14 protein-coding genes are annotated in these 17,394 nt (G+C 73.9%); 5 read left to right on the top strand and 9 right to left on the bottom strand.

Going from position 1 to position 17,394, the window contains the following annotated elements:
• Positions 1–137: 137 nt before the first annotated feature.
• The gene (locus tag ACFYUY_RS20260) at positions 138–2,558 is read right to left on the bottom strand and encodes a PQQ-binding-like beta-propeller repeat protein (protein ID WP_360219090.1); all 2,421 of its coding nucleotides are present in this window, start codon (positions 2,556–2,558) and stop codon (positions 138–140) included.
• A 437-nt stretch (positions 2,559–2,995) separates the two neighbouring features.
• Here ACFYUY_RS20260 and ACFYUY_RS20255 point away from each other — a divergent pair, with 437 nt between their 5' ends.
• Complete coding sequence (locus ACFYUY_RS20255) at positions 2,996–3,643, top strand: TetR family transcriptional regulator (protein WP_030055725.1); 648 nt, start codon at positions 2,996–2,998, stop codon at positions 3,641–3,643.
• A 202-nt stretch (positions 3,644–3,845) separates the two neighbouring features.
• Here the strand turns inward: ACFYUY_RS20255 and ACFYUY_RS20250 are convergent, their stop codons facing one another.
• The 6 genes from ACFYUY_RS20250 to ACFYUY_RS20225 form a co-directional block, all read right to left on the bottom strand.
• Complete coding sequence (locus ACFYUY_RS20250; protein ID WP_360219093.1) at positions 3,846–4,790, bottom strand: beta-ketoacyl-ACP synthase III; 945 nt, start codon at positions 4,788–4,790, stop codon at positions 3,846–3,848.
• Between the two features lie 171 nt (positions 4,791–4,961).
• On the bottom strand, positions 4,962–6,341 hold the full coding sequence (locus ACFYUY_RS20245) for a L,D-transpeptidase family protein (protein ID WP_387902129.1): 1,380 nt from the start codon (positions 6,339–6,341) through the stop codon (positions 4,962–4,964).
• A 115-nt stretch (positions 6,342–6,456) separates the two neighbouring features.
• Entirely contained in the window at positions 6,457–7,620 is a 1,164-nt protein-coding gene (mqnE, locus tag ACFYUY_RS20240) for an aminofutalosine synthase MqnE (RefSeq protein ID WP_360219099.1), read from the bottom strand.
• 128 nt (positions 7,621–7,748) lie between these two features.
• Positions 7,749–8,711, bottom strand: a complete 963-nt coding sequence (locus ACFYUY_RS20235; protein ID WP_360219102.1) for a threonine/serine dehydratase — start codon at positions 8,709–8,711, stop codon at positions 7,749–7,751.
• A 4-nt stretch (positions 8,712–8,715) separates the two neighbouring features.
• Complete coding sequence (locus ACFYUY_RS20230) at positions 8,716–9,174, bottom strand: Lrp/AsnC family transcriptional regulator (RefSeq protein WP_329930404.1); 459 nt, start codon at positions 9,172–9,174, stop codon at positions 8,716–8,718.
• A gap of 119 nt (positions 9,175–9,293) precedes the next feature.
• Positions 9,294–9,980: a UbiX family flavin prenyltransferase gene (locus ACFYUY_RS20225; RefSeq protein ID WP_360219105.1), complete on the bottom strand. Its 687-nt coding sequence runs from the start codon at positions 9,978–9,980 to the stop codon at positions 9,294–9,296.
• A gap of 66 nt (positions 9,981–10,046) precedes the next feature.
• Here ACFYUY_RS20225 and ACFYUY_RS20220 point away from each other — a divergent pair, with 66 nt between their 5' ends.
• From ACFYUY_RS20220 to ACFYUY_RS20205, 4 genes are all read left to right on the top strand, one after another.
• Positions 10,047–10,787 (top strand): cyclase family protein, encoded by a 741-nt coding sequence (locus ACFYUY_RS20220; protein WP_360219108.1) that lies wholly within the window; start codon positions 10,047–10,049, stop codon positions 10,785–10,787.
• Between the two features lie 73 nt (positions 10,788–10,860).
• Positions 10,861–11,571 carry an MOSC domain-containing protein gene (locus ACFYUY_RS20215; RefSeq protein ID WP_387902125.1) on the top strand — a complete coding sequence of 237 codons (711 nt, stop codon included), beginning with the start codon at positions 10,861–10,863 and terminating at the stop codon, positions 11,569–11,571.
• Positions 11,572–11,825: 254 nt separating this feature from the next.
• The gene (locus ACFYUY_RS20210) at positions 11,826–13,931 is read left to right on the top strand and encodes an LPXTG cell wall anchor domain-containing protein (protein ID WP_387902122.1); all 2,106 of its coding nucleotides are present in this window, start codon (positions 11,826–11,828) and stop codon (positions 13,929–13,931) included.
• 142 nt (positions 13,932–14,073) lie between these two features.
• Positions 14,074–14,931 (top strand): NAD(P)H-binding protein, encoded by an 858-nt coding sequence (locus tag ACFYUY_RS20205; RefSeq protein WP_360219117.1) that lies wholly within the window; start codon positions 14,074–14,076, stop codon positions 14,929–14,931.
• Between the two features lie 33 nt (positions 14,932–14,964).
• Here the strand turns inward: ACFYUY_RS20205 and mqnP are convergent, their stop codons facing one another.
• Both mqnP and ACFYUY_RS20195 read right to left on the bottom strand, forming a co-directional pair.
• Positions 14,965–15,861, bottom strand: coding sequence for a menaquinone biosynthesis prenyltransferase MqnP (gene mqnP / locus ACFYUY_RS20200; protein ID WP_360219120.1), 897 nt, complete (start codon positions 15,859–15,861; stop codon positions 14,965–14,967).
• Positions 15,858–17,309: a menaquinone biosynthesis decarboxylase gene (locus tag ACFYUY_RS20195; RefSeq protein ID WP_360219123.1), complete on the bottom strand. Its 1,452-nt coding sequence runs from the start codon at positions 17,307–17,309 to the stop codon at positions 15,858–15,860. Before ACFYUY_RS20195 ends, mqnP begins: the two co-directional genes overlap by 4 nt.
• Between the last annotated feature and the right edge of the window lie 85 nt (positions 17,310–17,394).

Below are 17,394 nucleotides of genomic sequence, written 5' to 3'. Positions count from 1 at the left end.
TGGCGCCCGGGGGGGGGGGGGGGGGCGCCCCCCCCCCCCCCGGCGCCCCCCCCCCCGGGCGGCGGGGCCGGGGGGGGCGCCGCCCCCCCCCCCCCCCCGGGGGGGGGGGGCCCCCCCCCCCCCCCCCCGCGCCCGTCTCAGCGGGCCGGGACGGCCGTCCCGTAGAAGGCGTCCAGCGCGTACACACAGCGGTCCTTGGAGCCGACGAAGACCCGCCCGCCGACCGCCACCGGGGACCCGGTCAGCTCACCCTTGGTCCCCAGCTCCCAGCGCAGCTGACCGCTCGCCAGGTCGAGGGTGTGCAGCGAGTGGTCCCGGCTGCCCAGGTGGACCAGGCCGTCCGCCACCGCCGGGGCCCCGACGATCTCCCCGCGCGCGGTGTAGCGCCAGCGTTCCCGGCCGGTGGCCGCCTCGAAGGCGTACAGCACCTCGCCGCTGCCGACCAGCACCATGCCGTCCCCGACCACCACCGGCTCGGCGCCCTGCCGGCTGCCGGTGACCCCGCGCCAGCGGTCCCGGCCGGTGGCCGCGTCCAGCGCGTAGACCGTGCCCAGGTAGTCGGCGACGTAGACCGCGTCGGCGTCCAGGGCGGGCGGGGTGAAGAGCACCACCGGGGCCTCGAAGCGCCAGCGCTCGACCCCGCTGGCCGCGTCCAGCGCGTACACCCGGGTACCGGCCGTCACGTAGAGCACGCCGCCGCGCTCGACCGGGTGCGAGGGCACGTCCTCGCCGACCGGGAAGGACCAGCGCAGGCCCGCACCGCGCGGGTCGATGCAGCGCAGCCGCCCGGCGCCGTAGTAGTAGGCCGCGCCGGCCACCAGGACCGGGCCGGACTGCGGGTTCTCGTAGTCCTGCTGGGCGTCGTCGGCGCGCCACAGCTCGCCGCCGTTGGCCGCGGAGCGCAGCTGGACGCCGCCGCCCCGGATGCCGCAGCAGAGCACCCCGTCGGCGGCGGAGAGCGAGTAGACCCAGCCGTCCAGCGAGGTGCGCCAGCGCTCGGTGCCGTCCGCGACGTCCACCGTGTACAGGTGGGGGCCGTCGGCGGCGTGCACCCGGCCGGCGTGCACCGCGAGCGCCCAGGCGACGTCACGGGTCTTGTAGCGGCGCTCGCCGGAGCCGATGTCCAGCGCGTGCACCTCGAAGCTGGAGACGAAGAGCGTGCCGTCGGCGACCACTGGGGTGCCCCAGACGTCGTTGGACATCCGGAAGCGCCAGGGGCGCCAGCGGGCGGCCGGCGCGGGCGCCGGCGGCGGCGTCGGGGTGGCCCGGCGGACCCAGTCGGTCTCGGCCGGGGCCGTTCCCGGGCCGGTCTGCTCGTGCTCGGCCCGGGGGCCGGGGCCTATCCGCACCGAGGCGCCGGACAGCTGCACCTCGACGGCCCCGCCACCGGGCGCCCGGTGCTTGTTCGGGGAGGCGATCTTCGCGGTCGGGATCTCGCCGTCGGCGGCCCGGCCGGGCTGCGGTCCGGCGTGCACCGGCCCGGCCGGCGGCAGGTGCCGCCCGCCCGGGTGGGTCCGCGGGTCGTCCAGGCCGGGGCGCTGCGGCGGCACCTGCTGGTGCGGCTGCGGCGGCTGGTGCGACGGCTGCTGGGGGCCGCCCCGCGGCGGCTCCGGGGGCTGCGGCGGGCCGACCGGCGGCTGCCCGCCGCGGGGCGGCGGGGCCGGCTGGCGGCGGCCGCGCTTGCGCTCGATCAGCTCCAGCGCGTTGGCCGGGAGCCAGTCGCCGGCCTCGCCGGAGGCGTCGTCGCGGGAGAACAGGTGCGGGGCCAGCTCGGTCTGGATCTGCGCCGGGGTGGGCCGGTGCTCGGGCGAGGGCCGCATGCAGGCGCGGACCAGGTCCATCAGCTCCGGCGGCATCCCGGACAGGTCGGGTTCCTCGCGCAGCAGCTGGAACACCGTCTCGACCGGGTTGGAGCCGCGGTACGGCGGGTGCCCGGTGGCGCAGAAGACCATCAGCGAGCCGAGCGAGAAGACGTCGCTGGCGCCCCGGACGTTCCGGCTGTCCCGGGCCTGCTCGGGGGACATGTAGGCGGGGGTGCCGACCGCGACGTTGGTCATGGTGAGCCGGGTGCTGGAGACGCCGGACGCGATGCCGAAGTCGATCACCTTCGGGCCGTCCTCGACCACCAGCACGTTGGACGGCTTGAGGTCGCGGTGGATCAGCCCGGCCGCGTGGATGGACTGCAGCGCCTCGGCGATGCCCGCGACCAGCCAGCGGGTGGCGTCCACCGGCAGCGGCCCGCACTCCTCGACCAGGTCCTCCAGGGAGGGGGCCGGGATGTACGCGGTGGCCAGCCAGGGCACCCGGGCGTCCGCGTCGGCGTCCACCACGGCCGCGGTGTAGAAGCCGCCGACCGTCTTGGCGGCCTCGATCTCCCGCGCGAAGCGGACGCGGAACAGCTCGTCCTCGGCCAGCTCCCCCCGGACGGTCTTGATGGCCACCCTTCGACCGGAGGCGGAGCGCGCCAGGTAGACCAGCCCCATCCCACCCGCGCCGAGCCGCCCCAGCACCTCGAAGGGCCCGATCCGCCTCGGATCGTGCGCCGTCAGCTGGTCCACTCCGCTGCCACCTCCCCGTTTTCCGCACCCGCCGCGTGGTGCCGGACCCGATTCTCCAACGCCGCCCGCTGCAACTCCAACCTCCCCCGCCCGGGGCGGCCGGCCGCCCCGTGGCGGCCGCCGTCCGGTCACCGGTGACGGAACGGCCGGATTCTGACGCCCGCTCCGGCCGCGGCTTGCGTCCGGCCCCGCGGACACCCCCTCCCGGTACGGATCTCCCGGGACCGGACGTCGTCACGCTCTGTCACTCGACCACCCCTCAGCGGACTCGCCGTCACGCTATGGGGTCAAAAGCACACGGGGGGGCTTCAAACAGCGCCCCGGGGGCCGGGTGAATATCCGTCCGAAGCGGTTCATGCCCCTATAGCAACCCCCCGTGCGGAGTAATAGTCGCATCACCGAATCGCGCCAAGATCGTGCCACGGTAAGCTGACGGCATGACAGGACAAGTTCGCACCGTCGACGGTCGCGTCGCCGGGCGACGCGGACAGGAGACGCGGCAGAAGCTGCTCGACTGCCTCCGCGAGATGCTCAGCACGTCGCCGTATCGGGACGTCAAGGTCATCGACGTCGCCCGTATGGCGGGTACCTCCCCCGCGACCTTCTACCAGTACTTCCCGGATGTCGAGGGCGCTGTCCTCGAAATCGCCGAGGAAATGGCCAAGGACGCCGACACCCTCAAAGAGCTGGTGGCCGGAAAGTCCTGGGCAGGGAAGTCCGGCCCGACCACTTCGGAAGAACTGGTCGACGGATTCCTCGCCTTCTGGCGCAAGAACGACGCCATTCTCCGAGTGGTCACGCTCGGTGCCGCCGAAGGGGACAAGCGGTTCTTCAAGATCCGCATGACCGTCCTCAACGCGGTCGCCAAGCCACTCGCGGAGGCCGTCAAGGAACTCCAGGCGAAGGGTCAGGCCGACAAGTCGCTCGACCCGAACGCCGTAGCCGGGGCCCTGGTCTCGCTGCTCGCCTCGGCGGCCGAGCACCAGAAGGCCTTCACCTCCTGGGGCGTCAAGGTCAAGGACCTCAAGCCCAACCTCGCTCCCCTGGTGTACCTGGGCGTCACCGGCAAGAAGCCGCCCAAGTAGACCGTCCGCCCGACAGATCATCCGCTCCGCGCGCAGTCCCGGCCTCCTGTCCGGGGACCGACGGACGGCGGCCGTGTCCTCGGGGGAGGTCCGCCGACGTACCGCAAGCGCGCCAGACATGCCGGTGGGCGGGCACCCCTCACACAGGGTGCCCGCCCACCGGCATGTCGCGCGGGGCCGGCCCGGGGTCGGAAGACAGCCCCTACGGGCAGCGCACGACCTGCCCCGCGTAGGCGAGGCCGCCGCCGAAGCCGAACAGCAGGACCGGGTCGCCCGGGCTCAGCTCGCCGCGCTCGACGAGCTTGGAGAAGGCCAGCGGGATGGAGGCCGCCGAGGTGTTGCCGGAGTCGACCACGTCCCGGGCCACCACGGCGTCGGCGAGGCCCAGCTTGCCCGCGATCGCGTCGATGATCCGCAGGTTGGCCTGGTGCGGCACGAAGCCCTTCAGCTCCGACGGGTCGATCCCGGCCCGCTCGCAGGCCTGGCGGGCCAGCGGGGCGAGCTGCGTGGTGGCCCAGCGGAACACCGACTGGCCCTGCTGGCTGATCACCGGGTCCCAGCCGGTGATGACGACGGCGTCGCCCTTCTCCGGCTCCGAGCCCCAGACCACCGGCCCGATGCCGGGCTCGGCGCCCTCCTCCTGGGCCTCGACCACCGCGGCGCCGGCGCCGTCGCCGAAGATCACGCAGGTGGTGCGGTCGGTCCAGTCGAGCGTGTCGGACATCCGCTCGGCGCCGATGACCAGGGCGCGCCGCGCCGCACCGGCCCGGATCGCGTGGTCGGCGGTGGCGAGGGCGTACGAGAAGCCGGAGCAGACGGTGTTGATGTCGTAGGCGGCGGGCGCCCGGACGCCGAGCCTGGCGGCGACCGCGGCGGCCGTGTTGGGGCTGCGCTCGATCGCGGTGCAGGTGGCGACCACGACCAGGTCGATCTCCTCGGCCGTGCGGCCGCTGTTGGCGAGCGCCTTCTGCGCCGCCTCGGTGGCGAGGTCGACCAGGGTCTCGCCCTCGGCGACGTGCCGGGTTCTGACGCCCACCCGGCTGCGGATCCACTCGTCGTTGGTGTCGACGAGCGCCTCCAGGTCGTCGTTGGTGAGGACCTTGGGGGGCTGGTAGTGGCCTAGTGCCACAATGCGCGAACCGCTCATACTGCCATGGAACCGGGTTACTCACTGGTCAGCGGGGCGCGACCGGCTACAAGGTCCGCCCCCGCGATCTGTAGGGGACTGACAAGGGGCGTTGCGGCGCCTGACCTCTGCTCCGGGCCGTCACCGGCACCGCGGCGGGGGGCGGGCGCCCGGAGGGCCCCCGGGGCCGGCTCAGGCGGCCAGCGAGGTGGCGTCCCCCATCACGATCACCGGGTGGGCCGCCGGGTCCAGGGTGCGGATCAGCTCGGCCATCTTGTCCTCCGGGATGGAGACGCAGCCGTGGGTGGGGCCGTCGTGGTCGACGTGGATCCAGATGCCGCCGCCCTTCTTGGCGCCCATCGGGCGGCGCGGGTCGAGCGGGGAGTTGCCGGGGACGCGGTTGTAGTTGATCGCGACCACGTAGTCGAAGGAGCCGGCCAGCTGGTCCCCGAAGAAGCCGGTCCCGGAGACCACGAAGCTCGGGTCCTTGTCGTACGGGAGCTTGCTGCCGGGGTCGGCGTTGCGGCCGCCGGCGTCGGTGAGCGAGAAGACGCCGATCGGGCTGCGCAGGTCGCCCTCGCTGTGGTCGGTGGTCCAGCCGTTCTTGCCGTTGTGGCCCTGCCAGGTCTCGCCGGCCAGCCAGCGGCCCTCCGGGGTGCGGGTCCAGAGGGTGACGCTGTTCTTGTCGGTGCCCTTGTCCTGACCGGAGGCGACCACGACCTGGGTGGTCTCGGCGGGGATCTTCGCGGTGAACGAAGCGCCGAGGCCGGGTATCGCGGCGACCGAGGCGTCCGCGCGGGCCTGGCTGCGGGCGGCGGCGGGGTCGGTGTTCTGCCGGTCGGCGGCGGCCTGGGCGGCGGCCGGCTGGGCGGCGGCCACGCCCGGTGACGGCTGGTCGGGCGTGCTGACGCCCTCCGGGCCGGGGCCGTCGGCGGCGGTGACGCCGGGCTTGGCGCCCTCCTGGCCGACGGTGTACCAGCCGGCGGCGGCCGCGACCAGCAGCGCCGTACCGGCCATCACGGCCTTGCCGTGTCGTTTCTGCTTGGCCTTGCGACGCCGGCCCCGGGCGGCCGCCCGGGAGCCCGCGGGGGCCTCGGCGGCGAGCGGAACGGACACCGGTCCGAGGGAGGGGTCCGCCGGCGGGGCGGACTCCGGTGCGGGGAAGGACTCCGGTGCGGGGAAGGACTCCGCCGGGTGCACCGGCTCCGACCCGGCGAAGGGCTCCGACAGGTACACCGGTTCCGGGTCGTAGCCAGCGCCGTACGGCGCCTCGTAACCGGCCTCGTACGCCGCCTCGTAGCCGCTCTGCTGGCCGTAGCCCGGCCCGGCGCCGTACGCGTACTGCTGGGCGGTGCCGGCCTGCGCCGCGTGGCCGGCCGGGTGGGGCCGGAACGGCTGGTCGTAGGCCTCGAAGTAGCCGTCCTGCGGGTTGGGCCGGTAGTCGCCGTGGCCCTGCTGAACCGGCTGCTGGTACGCCCCGTAGTCCTGGTGGGAGGGCTGTGGCGCCTCGTACACCGGCTCCGGCATCGGCTCGTACGACGGGTACGCGGTGGCGCGATGTGAACCGGACATACGGTCGATCCTGCCAAACGCCGTACCCGTTGGTAAACCCGGGGCGCGTGCGGAGGCGGTGAAGAAGCCGCCGCCCCGGCCGTGGAACGGCCGGGGCGGCGGGGGTGGGGCACGGTCAGAGACGCATCGCCTGCGGGGTCTCGCGGCGCGTCAGGTCCGGTCCGTCGTACTCGCGGATGACCTCGTAGCGGGTGTTCCGCTCCACCGGGCGGAAGCCGGCGTCGCGGATCAGGTCGAGCAGGTCGTCGCGGCCGAGCTTGTTCGGGGTGCCGAAGTTGTCCGCGTCGTGGGTGATCTTGTACTCGACCACCGAGCCGTCCATGTCGTCGGCGCCGTGGCTGAGCGCCAGCTGGGCGGTGGTCACGCCGTGCATCACCCAGAACACCTTGACGTGCGGGACGTTGTCGAAGAGCAGCCGGGAGACGGCGAAGGTCTTCAGGGCCTCGGCGCCGGTGGCCATCTCGGTACGGGCCATCAGCTTGTTGCGCACGACGCCGTCCTTGGAGTCGTGGAAGTCGTGCTGGTAGCGCAGCGGGATGAACACCTGGAAGCCGCCGGTCTCGTCCTGCAGCTCGCGCAGCCGCAGCACGTGGTCCACCCGGTGGCGGGGCTCCTCGATGTGCCCGTACAGCATGGTGCAGGGCGTCTTGAGTCCCTTGGCGTGCGCGAGGCGGTGGATCCGCGACCAGTCCTCCCAGTGGGTGTCGTGGTCGACGATGTGCTGGCGGACCTCCCAGTCGAAGATCTCCGCGCCGCCGCCGGTCAGCGACTCCAGACCGGCGTCGATCAGCTCGTCCAGGATCTCGTCCGCGGACAGACCGCTGATCTTCTCGAACCAGTGGATCTCGGTCGCGGTGAAGGCCTTCAGCGAGACGTTCGGCAGGGCCGCCTTGAGCTCCCGCAGCGAGCGCGGGTAGTAGCGCCAGGGCAGCGTCGGGTGCAGGCCGTTGACGATGTGCAGCTCGGTGAGGGAGTCGCTCTCCATCGCCTTGGCGAGCCGGACGGCCTCCTCGATGCGCATCGTGTACGCGTCCTTCTCGCCCGGCTTGCGCTGGAACGAGCAGTACGCGCAGGACGCGCTGCACACGTTGGTCATGTTGAGGTGGCGGTTGACGTTGAAGTGGACGACGTCGCCGTTCTTCCGCGTCCGCACGTGGTGGGCCAGGCCACCCAGCCAGGCCAGGTCGTCGCTCTCGTAGAGCGCGATCCCGTCCTCGCGGGTCAGCCGCTCACCCGCGTAGACCTTCGCCTCCAGCTCGCGCTTGAGCCCTGCGTCCATGCGGTGCCCCGCCTCCTCCGACTTCGGTTCCTTGCCGGAACGAGCGTACGTCACCTGACGGCCGCAGCTCCGGGCCGCTCCGACCGCGGGACGACGCGTCTCACCGCGGCGCTCCGCCGGCCCGGGGATCAGGTCGAGAGCAGCTCCGCGAGCAGGGCGGGCTCGATGTTGCCGCCGCTGACCACGGCGGCCACCGTCCGGCCCCCGGTCTCGTCGGCTCGGTGGAAGTAGGCCGCCGGGGCGACCGCGCCGGAGGGCTCGGCGACCAGCCGGCCGCGGCGGGCCAGCAGGGCGACGGTGGCCCGGATCTCGTCCTCGGTGACGGTGACGATGTCGTCCACGTACGCGGTCAGGTGCTCGAAGGGCAGCTCGCCGACCGACGGGGTGCGCAGCCCGTCCGCGATGGTGCGGTAGGTGTCGGCGACCGGCCAGGCGAGCCGGCGCCCGGCCCGCAGACTGGCCCGGGCGTCGGCGGCCAGCTCCGGCTCGACGCCGACCACCCGGACACCCGGACGGGTGAGCTTGAGCGCGGCCGCCGTCCCGGAGATCAGGCCGCCGCCGCTGACCGGCACCAGCACGGTGTCCAGCCCGGCCGGGGCGTCCTCGGCGATCTCCAGGCCGACCGTGCCCTGGCCCGCGATGATGTACGGGTCGTCGTACGGCGGCACCCAGACGTAGCCGTGCCGCTCGGCGAGCTCGCCGGGCACGGTGTCCCGCTCCTCCGGCGACACCAGGAGCACCTCGGCGCCGAACCCGCGGGTGTACTCCACCTTCACGGCCGGGGAGGTGTCCGGCATCACGATGACGGCCTTGATCCCGAGCAGTGCCGCCGCGTAGGCGACGGCCTGCGCGTGGTTGCCGCTGGACTGCGCGACCACGCCGCGGGCCCGCTCGTCCTCGGTGAGCGCGGCCAGCCGGTTGTAGGCGCCACGGGTCTTGAAGGCGCCGGTCGGCTGGAGGTTCTCGGGCTTGAGCCACAGGCTGCGCCCGCCGTCGGCCGCCCAGGGGGCGGGGACCAGCGGGGTGCGCACGGCCACCCCCGCGATCCGCTGCCGGGCCGCGCGCAGCTCCTCCAGTCCGACCAGTGCCATGACGTCACTCTCCTTCTGGGGGGAGGTCGCTCACCCGGTTCTCCCACTTGGTGGAGAGTACGACGGTGGTCCGGGTGCGGGCCACGCCCTTCGTGCCGGAGATCCGCTTCACCACGGACTCCAGGCCGGCCACGTCGGCCACCCGGACCTTGAGCATGTACGAGTCGTCACCCGCGATGAACCAGCAGTCCTCGACCTCGTTGAGGTCCTTCAGCCGGAACGCGACGTCCTCGTGGTCGGCCGCGTCGGTCAGCTGGAGGCCGATCAGGGCCGTCACCCCGAAGCCGAGCGAGGCCGGGTTGACCGTCGCGCGGTAGCCGGTGATGACGCCGGCCTGCTCGAGGCGGTTGATCCGGTCCGTGACGCTCGGGCCGGAGAGGCCCACCAGCCGGCCCAGCTCGGCGTAGGACGCCCGTCCGTTCTCCCGGAGCGCCTGGATGAGCTGTCTGTCCACCGTGTCCATATACCGTCCGCGTCCTTCCGAACCTCACCAGACCCACAGATCATTATCCGGATTCAAAGGCGCCATGCGCGGAACAACCCGGGTATCGCAGAGAAGATACTCTCCCGCCTTCGGTCTCCTCACTCCCCCTCAGCCGACGCGCTGCCGTTCCCGCCGGCCCGGCGGGCCGCCGCTCCCAACTCCCCTTCCCAGCGCAGGTACAGGGAATGCGGTACGCCGACCGCGTCCAGCACCCGGCCGGCCACGAAATCGACGAGTTCGCGCACGGTGGAGCCACCGGCGTAGAAACCGGGCGAGGCGGGCAGGACCACGGCGCCCTGCGCGTCGAGTTCCACCAGGTGTTTCAACGTCACCCCGTTGAGTGGTGTCTCGCGCACGCAGACGACCAGCGGGCGGCGCTCCTTGAGGGTGACGCTCGCCACCCGCTGCAGCAGGTCCTTGCTCAGGCCGAGCGCGATCCCGGCCACCGCGCCGGTGGTCGCCGGTACCACCAGCATGCCCCTGGCCGGGTAGGAGCCGCTGGACGGGCCGGCCGCGAAGTCCCCGGCGGGCCAGTAGCGGACGTCGTCCAGGAGGCCCGCCCGGTCCTCGTCGAGGCCCAGCCAGGCGGCCAGGTCGGTGCGCCAGTGGGCGTCCCGAAAGGAGATGCCGGTCTCGTCGAGGATGGTGAGCCGGGCGGCCCGGCTGACGATCAGGTCCACCGGCTCCCCGGCGTCGAGCAGGGCCCGGATCACCGAGGCCGCGTACGGCGTCCCCGACGCGCCCGAGACCCCGACCACCCACGGCTGACGCTTCGCTGTTCCCATGGCCCCTTTCTATCCGGCCGCACCCGCCCCGGCCGCATCCGCGGGCGTCCCTGGGAGGATGGGCGCATGGCAGCGACCCTCGTCGACCTCACCCATCAGGTGACCACCGCGATGCCGGTCTACCCCGGCGACCCGACCGTCCTGCTGGAGCCGGCGCTCACCACAGCCACGGCCGGGGTGAACGTGCTGGCCCTGCACCTGGGCTCGCAGTCCGGGACGCACGTGGACGCGCCGTACCACGTGGACGTCACCTGGCCGACCCTGGACGGGCTGCCGCTGGAGCGGTTCACCGGCCCGGCGGTGCTCGCCGACCTGCGCGGGCTGGAGCCGCGGGCGGCCGTCACCCCCGACCTGCTGGCGCCCGCGCTGGAGCGGGTCGGCGAGGGGTCCGTCCTGCTGCTGGCCACCGGGTGGGCCCGGCACTGGGGCACCGACGCTTACCTGGCCCACCCCGCCCTGACGCCGGAGGCCGCCGGGGCGATCGTCGCCGCCGGGGTGCGGACCGTCGGGGTGGACGCGCTGAGCGTCGACCCCACCCCCGACCCGGGCCCGGGCGACCCGGCGGTGGCGGCGCTGCTCGCGGACCTCGCCGACGAGCACGACCGGCCCGCCGACGAGCCGACCCTCGCCGCGCACCGCGTGCTGCTGGGGGCGCCCGGTGGCGGGGTGATCGCGGAGAACCTGACCGACCTGCGGCCGCTGCTGGCCGCCCAGGAGGCCGGTCTGCCGGTGGAGGTGTCGCTGTTCCCGCTGCGCCTGGTGGCGGCGGACGGCGCGCCGGTCCGGGCGGTGGCCCGGCTGGGCTGAGACGCCTCCGACCGCACCCCCCAACGGACTTGGTCTAGACCATCCCCCGGCGCCGCCGCTACGCTGTCCGGCCATGGCTGAGATCATCGGAGTGATCGAGCGACTCTGGCGCTACCCCGTGAAGTCCACCGGCGGCGAGCGGCTCGACTCCGTCGAGGTGGACGAGCGCGGCCTCGCCGGCGACCGCCTCTACGCCGTCCGCGACGGCGACGGCAGACTCGGTTCGGGCAAGAGCACCCGCCGGTTCCGCCGGATGGACGGCCTGCTCCGCCTCTCCGCCCGCCTCGGCCACCGGATCGACGGACCCGAGCTGTTCGACCCGCTCGGACGCCCGGTCACCGAGCCCGGCGCGTTCCTGCGGGCCTACCTCCAGCGCGAGGACGTCGAGCTGGCCCGCGAGGACGCCGTCTCGCACTTCGACCAGCTGCCGGTCAGCGTGCTCACCACCGCCACCCTGGACTGGGTCCGCGAGGCCGTCCCGTTCACCGCGGTCGACGAACGGCGGTTCCGCCCCAACATCGTGCTGCGGACCCCGCCCGGCACCCCGCCGTTCGTCGAGGACGGCTGGTTCGGCCGGGAGGGGCTCGGCGGCGCCGGGGTGCGGCTGGGCTTCGTCCGGTCCAGCGAGCGCTGCGCGATGACCGGCGCCCCGCAGCCCGGGCTGCCGCACGCACCCGAGATCCTCAAGGCCCTCGTGCACGCCCACGACGGCCGGCTCGACGCGCTGGCCGAGGTCGCCTCCCCGGGGCGGCTGAGCGTCGGAGACGAGCTGTCGCTGCACTGAGACCACCCCGAGCGGGCACGGAACCGCAGGTCAGGGCCTTCTCCAGGATTCCCGGAAAAATCTTCGATCTTCCCTGCAACCCCCGCGGGCCCCGCACGTCTATGGGAGTGAGCGGCGGGGAAGCCCGCCGGGCCGGACTGCGGGTGACGCCGGGGGCACCACCCCCGAACCTCGCGTCCGGCACCTACCGAGCTTGCCGGCCGGCGACGGAACGCCGACGGTGCAACACCCTGGGGGTATTCAGAATGTCCGTCGTGCGCGCACGCCGCTCCGGCTCCACCGTCCTCACCGCCGCCACCCTCGGCGTGCTGCTGGCCACCGGTGCCGTGGTCGCCTCCCCGGCCGCCTACGCCGCCGACGCCCCGGCCGCGGTCACCGCCCCGGCCGAGCCGGCCGCCACCCCGGCCGCCGAGCCGACCGCCGCGGCCTCCGCCGCCGCCACGGAGAAGCCCGCCGAGAAGCCGGCCGACAAGCCCGCCGCCAAGACCGCCGAGGCCGGCAAGCCCGCGCTGACCGTCAACGCCCCCGCGTCCATCGGCCACGGCGGCGAGCCCGTCGAGTTCACCGAGACCGTCACCAACCCCGGCGACGCCGCGGCCTCGTACACCCTGAGGGTCGACGCGAGCAGCCCCGCCGCCCCCGCCAAGGGCATCACCGTCGACTACCGCGACGCCGACGGCACCTGGAAGCCCCTCGGCTCCGGCGGGGAGGTCCCCGGGCTGACCGTCGCCGCCGGCGCCACCCGGACGGTCCGGCTGCGCCTGGCCACCCCGCTCCACAACGCCTGGGGCAACCAGGACGCGCCCGTCACGCTCCGCTCCGCCGTCCTGGACCAGGCGAAGGCCGTCCTCGCCGAGAGCACCGCGGAGGTCGTGGCCAAGGCCCTCACCCTGCAGGTCAAGGGCGCGCCGACGAGCGCCGTCGCCGGCGGTGCGCCGGTCGAGTTCGACGTCACCGTCACCAACCCCAGCGCGTCCGGCTACACCGGCGTCTCCAAGGTCGTGGAGGCCACCCGGAACAGCACCTTCCAGGTGCAGGAGGCCGACGGCGGCTGGGAGACCGTCACCGGCACCCCGCAGGACAACGGCCGGGTCCTCTACCACCTCACCGAGGACCGGACCCTCGCCGCCGGCGCCTCCTTCACCAAGCACGTCCGCATCGCCTTCACCGCCGACGCCGCGCCCGGCACCGAGTACATCCACCCGTGGGCCATGCTCGGCGAGGGCGGCGCGTTCATGCCCCTCGTCATCGGCCCCCAGTTCGTCGCGGTCGACGTCACCGCCGCCCCGGTCGCCGCCAAGCCCTCGCTGACCGTCCAGGAGCCGGCCTCGATCGGCAACGGCGGCCGTCCGGTGGAGTTCACCGAGACCGTCACCAACCCGGGCGGCACCGACGCCTCGTTCACGCTGAAGCTGAAGGCCAGCAACCAGTGGGCCCGCTCGAAGGACCGCATCACCCTCGAGTACCGCGACGCCGACGGCACCTGGAAGCCCGTGACGCTGAACTTCGCGCTGGGCGACAAGACCGTCGACTTCTCCGGGGAGATCCCGGGCGTGACGGTCGCCGCCGGCGTCAGCAGGACCCTCCAGCTGCGCCTCGCCGCCCCGCTCAACAACGACTGGGCCAGCCAGAGCAGCACCGTCAAGCTCTACTCCGCGATCGCGGACTCCGCGAACACCGTCGTCGCCGAGAGCACCAAGGACGTGGCGCTGAAGGCCCTCACCGTGCAGGTCAAGAACGCGCCGACCAGCGCCGTCATCGGCGGCGCCCCGGTCGAGTTCGACGTCACCGCGACCAACCCCAGTGCCTCCGCCTACGACGACGCCTCCCTGGTGGTGCAGGCCGACCAGCAGAGCACCCTCCAGGTGCAGAAGGCCGACGGCGGCTGGCAGGACGTCACCGGCACCCCGAGCCGCCAGTCGACCGGCCCGCTGACCTACCACCTCACCGACGGCAAGGACCTGGCGGCCGGAGCATCCGTCACCAAGCACGTCCGGCTGGCGTTCACCGCCGGTGCCGCGATCGGCGCGTCCTACGTCCACGGGGTGGTCATCCTCGGCGAGGGCGGCCAGTACATGCCCGCGTCCATCGGCCCGCAGGGATTCCGGGTCGACCTCTCCACCGCGCCCGGCACCGGCAGCGCCGTCAAGGCCGGCTTCACCGCCGCCTCCGCGGACGACGCCGCCACCACCGGCACCGGCGCCACCACGGGCACCACCGCCGGCACCGCCCGGCTGGCGGGCGGCGAGCTCGCGCACACCGGGTCGGACGGCGTCCTCACGACCGCCGCGGGCGCCGCCGCCCTGCTCGTCAGCGGCCTCGGCGCGCTCTTCGCCGCGCGCCGCCGCCGCAGCGCCTGACCGCCTCCGCGCGGCCCGCGGCCCCACCCGGGCCCCGGCTCCCCGGCCCCGGCGGGCCCCGCAGGCGCGCCGTAGACGATGACGCATGGACGGGAGACCCGTGCGCATTGGGCCTCTCATGCGGCTCGCCTACCGTCGAGGCATGACGGAGAAGCGAACTGACGATGTGACGTCCGTCCTGGTGATCGGCGCCACCGGGGCGGTCGGACGCCACCTGGTGCTGCAGCTCGCGGCCGCCGGGGTGCGGGTCCGGGCCCTGACCCGGCGCGGCGACCGGGCGCGGCAGCGCGGACACGTCCAGGGGGACCTGCTCGATCCGGATTCGCTGCGGGCCGCCGCGCGCGGCATCGACGCGGCCTTCCTGGCCTGGCCCCTCCCGACCGCCGAGGGCGCGGCCGGGGCGGTGGCGGCCCTGGCCGGCGAGGTCGGGCGGGTGGTGCAGCTCTCCTCGGCCGCCGTCCGGGACGCGCCAGGGGCGGGCCCGCGGGGGCCGGCCGGGGAGGTCGAGGCGCTCCTCGCGGGCAGCGGGGTGCGGCACACCGCGCTGCGGCCGTACGGCTTCGCGGCGGACGCGCTGCGGTGGGCGGAGGAGATCAGGACCGGCGGTGCCGTGCAGGGCTACGGCGGTGCGGCCGGGCTCCACCCGGTCGACGAGCGGGACGTCGCGGCGGTCGCCGTCCGCGCCCTGCTCGACGACGGCCACGACGGCGCCCGCCACCTGCTCACCGGCCCCGGGGCGCCGACCCAGGCGGAGCAGGTGCGGATCATCGGGGAGGCCGCCGGCCGCCCGGCACGGTGGGAGGAGGTCCCCCGCGGGACGGCCCGCCGGCGCATGCTCGCCGCCGGCCGGCCCCCGGCGGAGGCCGACGCCGCGCTGGACCTCGTCCAGGCCCGCCTCACCGACCCGGATCCGGTCACCACGACCGTCCGGGACGTCACCGGCCGGCCCGCCCGGAGCTTCCGCACCTGGGCCGCCGACCACGCCGCGCTGTTCCGGTGAGCCGCCCCGTCCCGGCGGCCGCCCGGCGGGGCGTCAGACGCCGAGTCCGCGGACGACCAGGTCCACCAGGGCGAAGAAGAACAGCGAGATGCCCACGAAGCCGTTGGTCTGGAAGAACGCCCGGTTGAGCCGCGACAGGTCGTTCGGCTTGACGATGGTGTGCTCGTACAGGAACGCGCCCACCACGACGACCAGACCGATCCAGAAGGCCGGTCCGGCGTGCGTCAGGACCCCGAACCAGCCCAGCAGGAGCGTGGTGACGAGGTGGCACGCCCGTGCGCCGCGGATCGCGGCCGGGACGCCGAAGCGGGCCGGGACCGACCGCACGTTGCCGTGGCGGTCGGACTCGACGTCCTGGCAGGCGTAGATCAGGTCGAAGCCGCCGATCCAGACGCCGACCGCCACGCCGAGGACCACCGCGTCCCAGGACCAGCGGCCCGTCACCGCGAGCCAGGCGCCGACCGGCCCCATCGCCTGGGCCAGACCGAGGATGGCCTGCGGGAAGTCGGTGAACCGCTTGCCGTACGGGTAGACGACCATCGGCACCACGGCCACCGGCGCGAGCGCCAGGCAGAGCGGGTTGAGCAGCGCCGCCGCCCCGAGGAACACCACCAGCGCCACGGCCGAGCCGATGTACGCGGTCCTCAGCGAGACGGCCCCGGTGACCAGTTCGCGGGAGGCCGTGCGCGGGTTCCGGGCGTCGATCTCGCGGTCGATGATCCGGTTGGCGGCCATCGCGAAGGTGCGCAGGCCGACCATGCAGACGGTGACGACGAACAGCTGGCCCCAGTGCACCCGCTTGTCGGCGAGGAACATGGCCGTCAGCGCGGCGATGTAGGCGAAGGGCAGGGCGAAGACCGAGTGCTCGATCATCACCAGGCGCAGGAAGGCCTTCGTGCGCCCGGGGGTCTCGACGGCGGCGGTGCTCACAGCCCGTACTCCTTCCAGCGACGCGACACCAGTGCGGCCGTGGCCGGGTCCGAGGAGACCATCTCCGGCCAGCCGCCGTCCCGGGTGTAGCCCTCCTCGGGGAGCTTGCGGGTCGCGTCGATGCCCGCCTTCCCGCCCCAGAACTGCTGGTACGAGGCGTGGTCGAGGTGGTCGACCGGGCCCTCGACCACGGTGAGGTCGCGGCTGTAGTCGACGTTGCCGAAGGCCCGCCAGGCGACCTCCTGGTAGTCGTGCACGTCGCAGTCGGAGTCCACCACGATGATCAGCTTGGTCAGCGACATCATGTGGGCGCCCCAGATGGCGTGCATCGTCTTCTGGGCGTGCTTGGGGTACTTCTTGTCGATCGAGACGATCACGCAGTTGTGGAAGCCGCCGGCCTCGGGCAGGTCGTAGTCGACGATGTCCGGGATGATGATCTTCAGCAGCGGCAGGAAGAAGCGCTCGGTGAACTTGCCCAGCGGGCCGTCCTCGGTCGGCGGGCGGCCGACCACGATGGACTGCAGGAGCGGCCGGCGGCGCATCGTCACGCAGTCGATCGTCAGGGCCGGGAACGGCTCCTGCGGGGTGTAGAAGCCGGTGTGGTCGCCGAACGGGCCCTCGGGGAGCATCTCGCCGGGCTCCAGCCAGCCCTCCAGGACCACCTCGGCGTCGGCCGGGACCTGCAGCGGGACCGTCTTGCAGTCGACCATCCGCACCCGCTCGCCGGCGACGAACCCGGCGAACAGGTACTCGTCGATGTCCCCGGGCAGCGGCGCGGTGGCCGCGTAGGTGACGGCCGGCGGGCAGCCGAAGGCGATCGCGACGGGCAGCCGTTCGCCCCGCTTCGCGGCCTTCGCGGCGTGGTTGTGGCTGTCCTTGTGGATCTGCCAGTGCATGCCGATGGTGCGCCGGTCGTGCCGCTGGAGCCGGTAGAGGCCCAGGTTGCGGACGCCGCTGTCCGGGTCCTTGGTGTGGGTGAGCCCGAGGTTGAAGAAGGACCCGCCGTCCTGCGGCCAGGTGAAGAGGGCGGGCAGCGCGTCCAGGTCGACGTCGTCGCCGGTGAGCACGACCTCCTGGACCGGGGCGTCCTTCACGTTGCGGGGCGGCACGTGCGCCATCGAGGCGAGCTTGCCGAAGGCGTCCCGGAAGCCGGTGAAGCCCTGCGGGAGTTCGGGCTTGAGCAGTCCGGCGATCTTCTCGGAGATGTCGTCGGGGCCCTTGAGGCCGAGGGCCTTGGCGAGGCGCCGCTCGGTGCCGAAGACGTTCATCGCGAGGGGCATCGAGGAGCCCTTGACGTTCTCGAAGAGCAGCGCGGGGCCCTTCGCCTTCTGGACCCGGTCGACGATCTCGCCGATCTCCAGGTGCGGGTCCACCTCTGCCTTGATGCGCTTGAGGTCCCCTTCGCGGTCGAGTGCCCGGAGGAAGGAGCGGAGATCGTCGTATGCCATGCCTGTCAGTATCCGCCACCGGATAGCCTGGCTCCGTCAAGGGCCCCGGGAAGGCGCCCGTCGCCACCGCCGCCGGGGGAGACAG

Source organism: Kitasatospora sp. NPDC004745 (assembly GCF_042873275.1).
Taxonomy (GTDB): Bacteria; Actinomycetota; Actinomycetes; order Streptomycetales; family Streptomycetaceae; genus Kitasatospora.
Note: the sequence above shows the minus strand (reverse complement) of the source record. Positions and strands in the feature narration are given on the sequence as shown.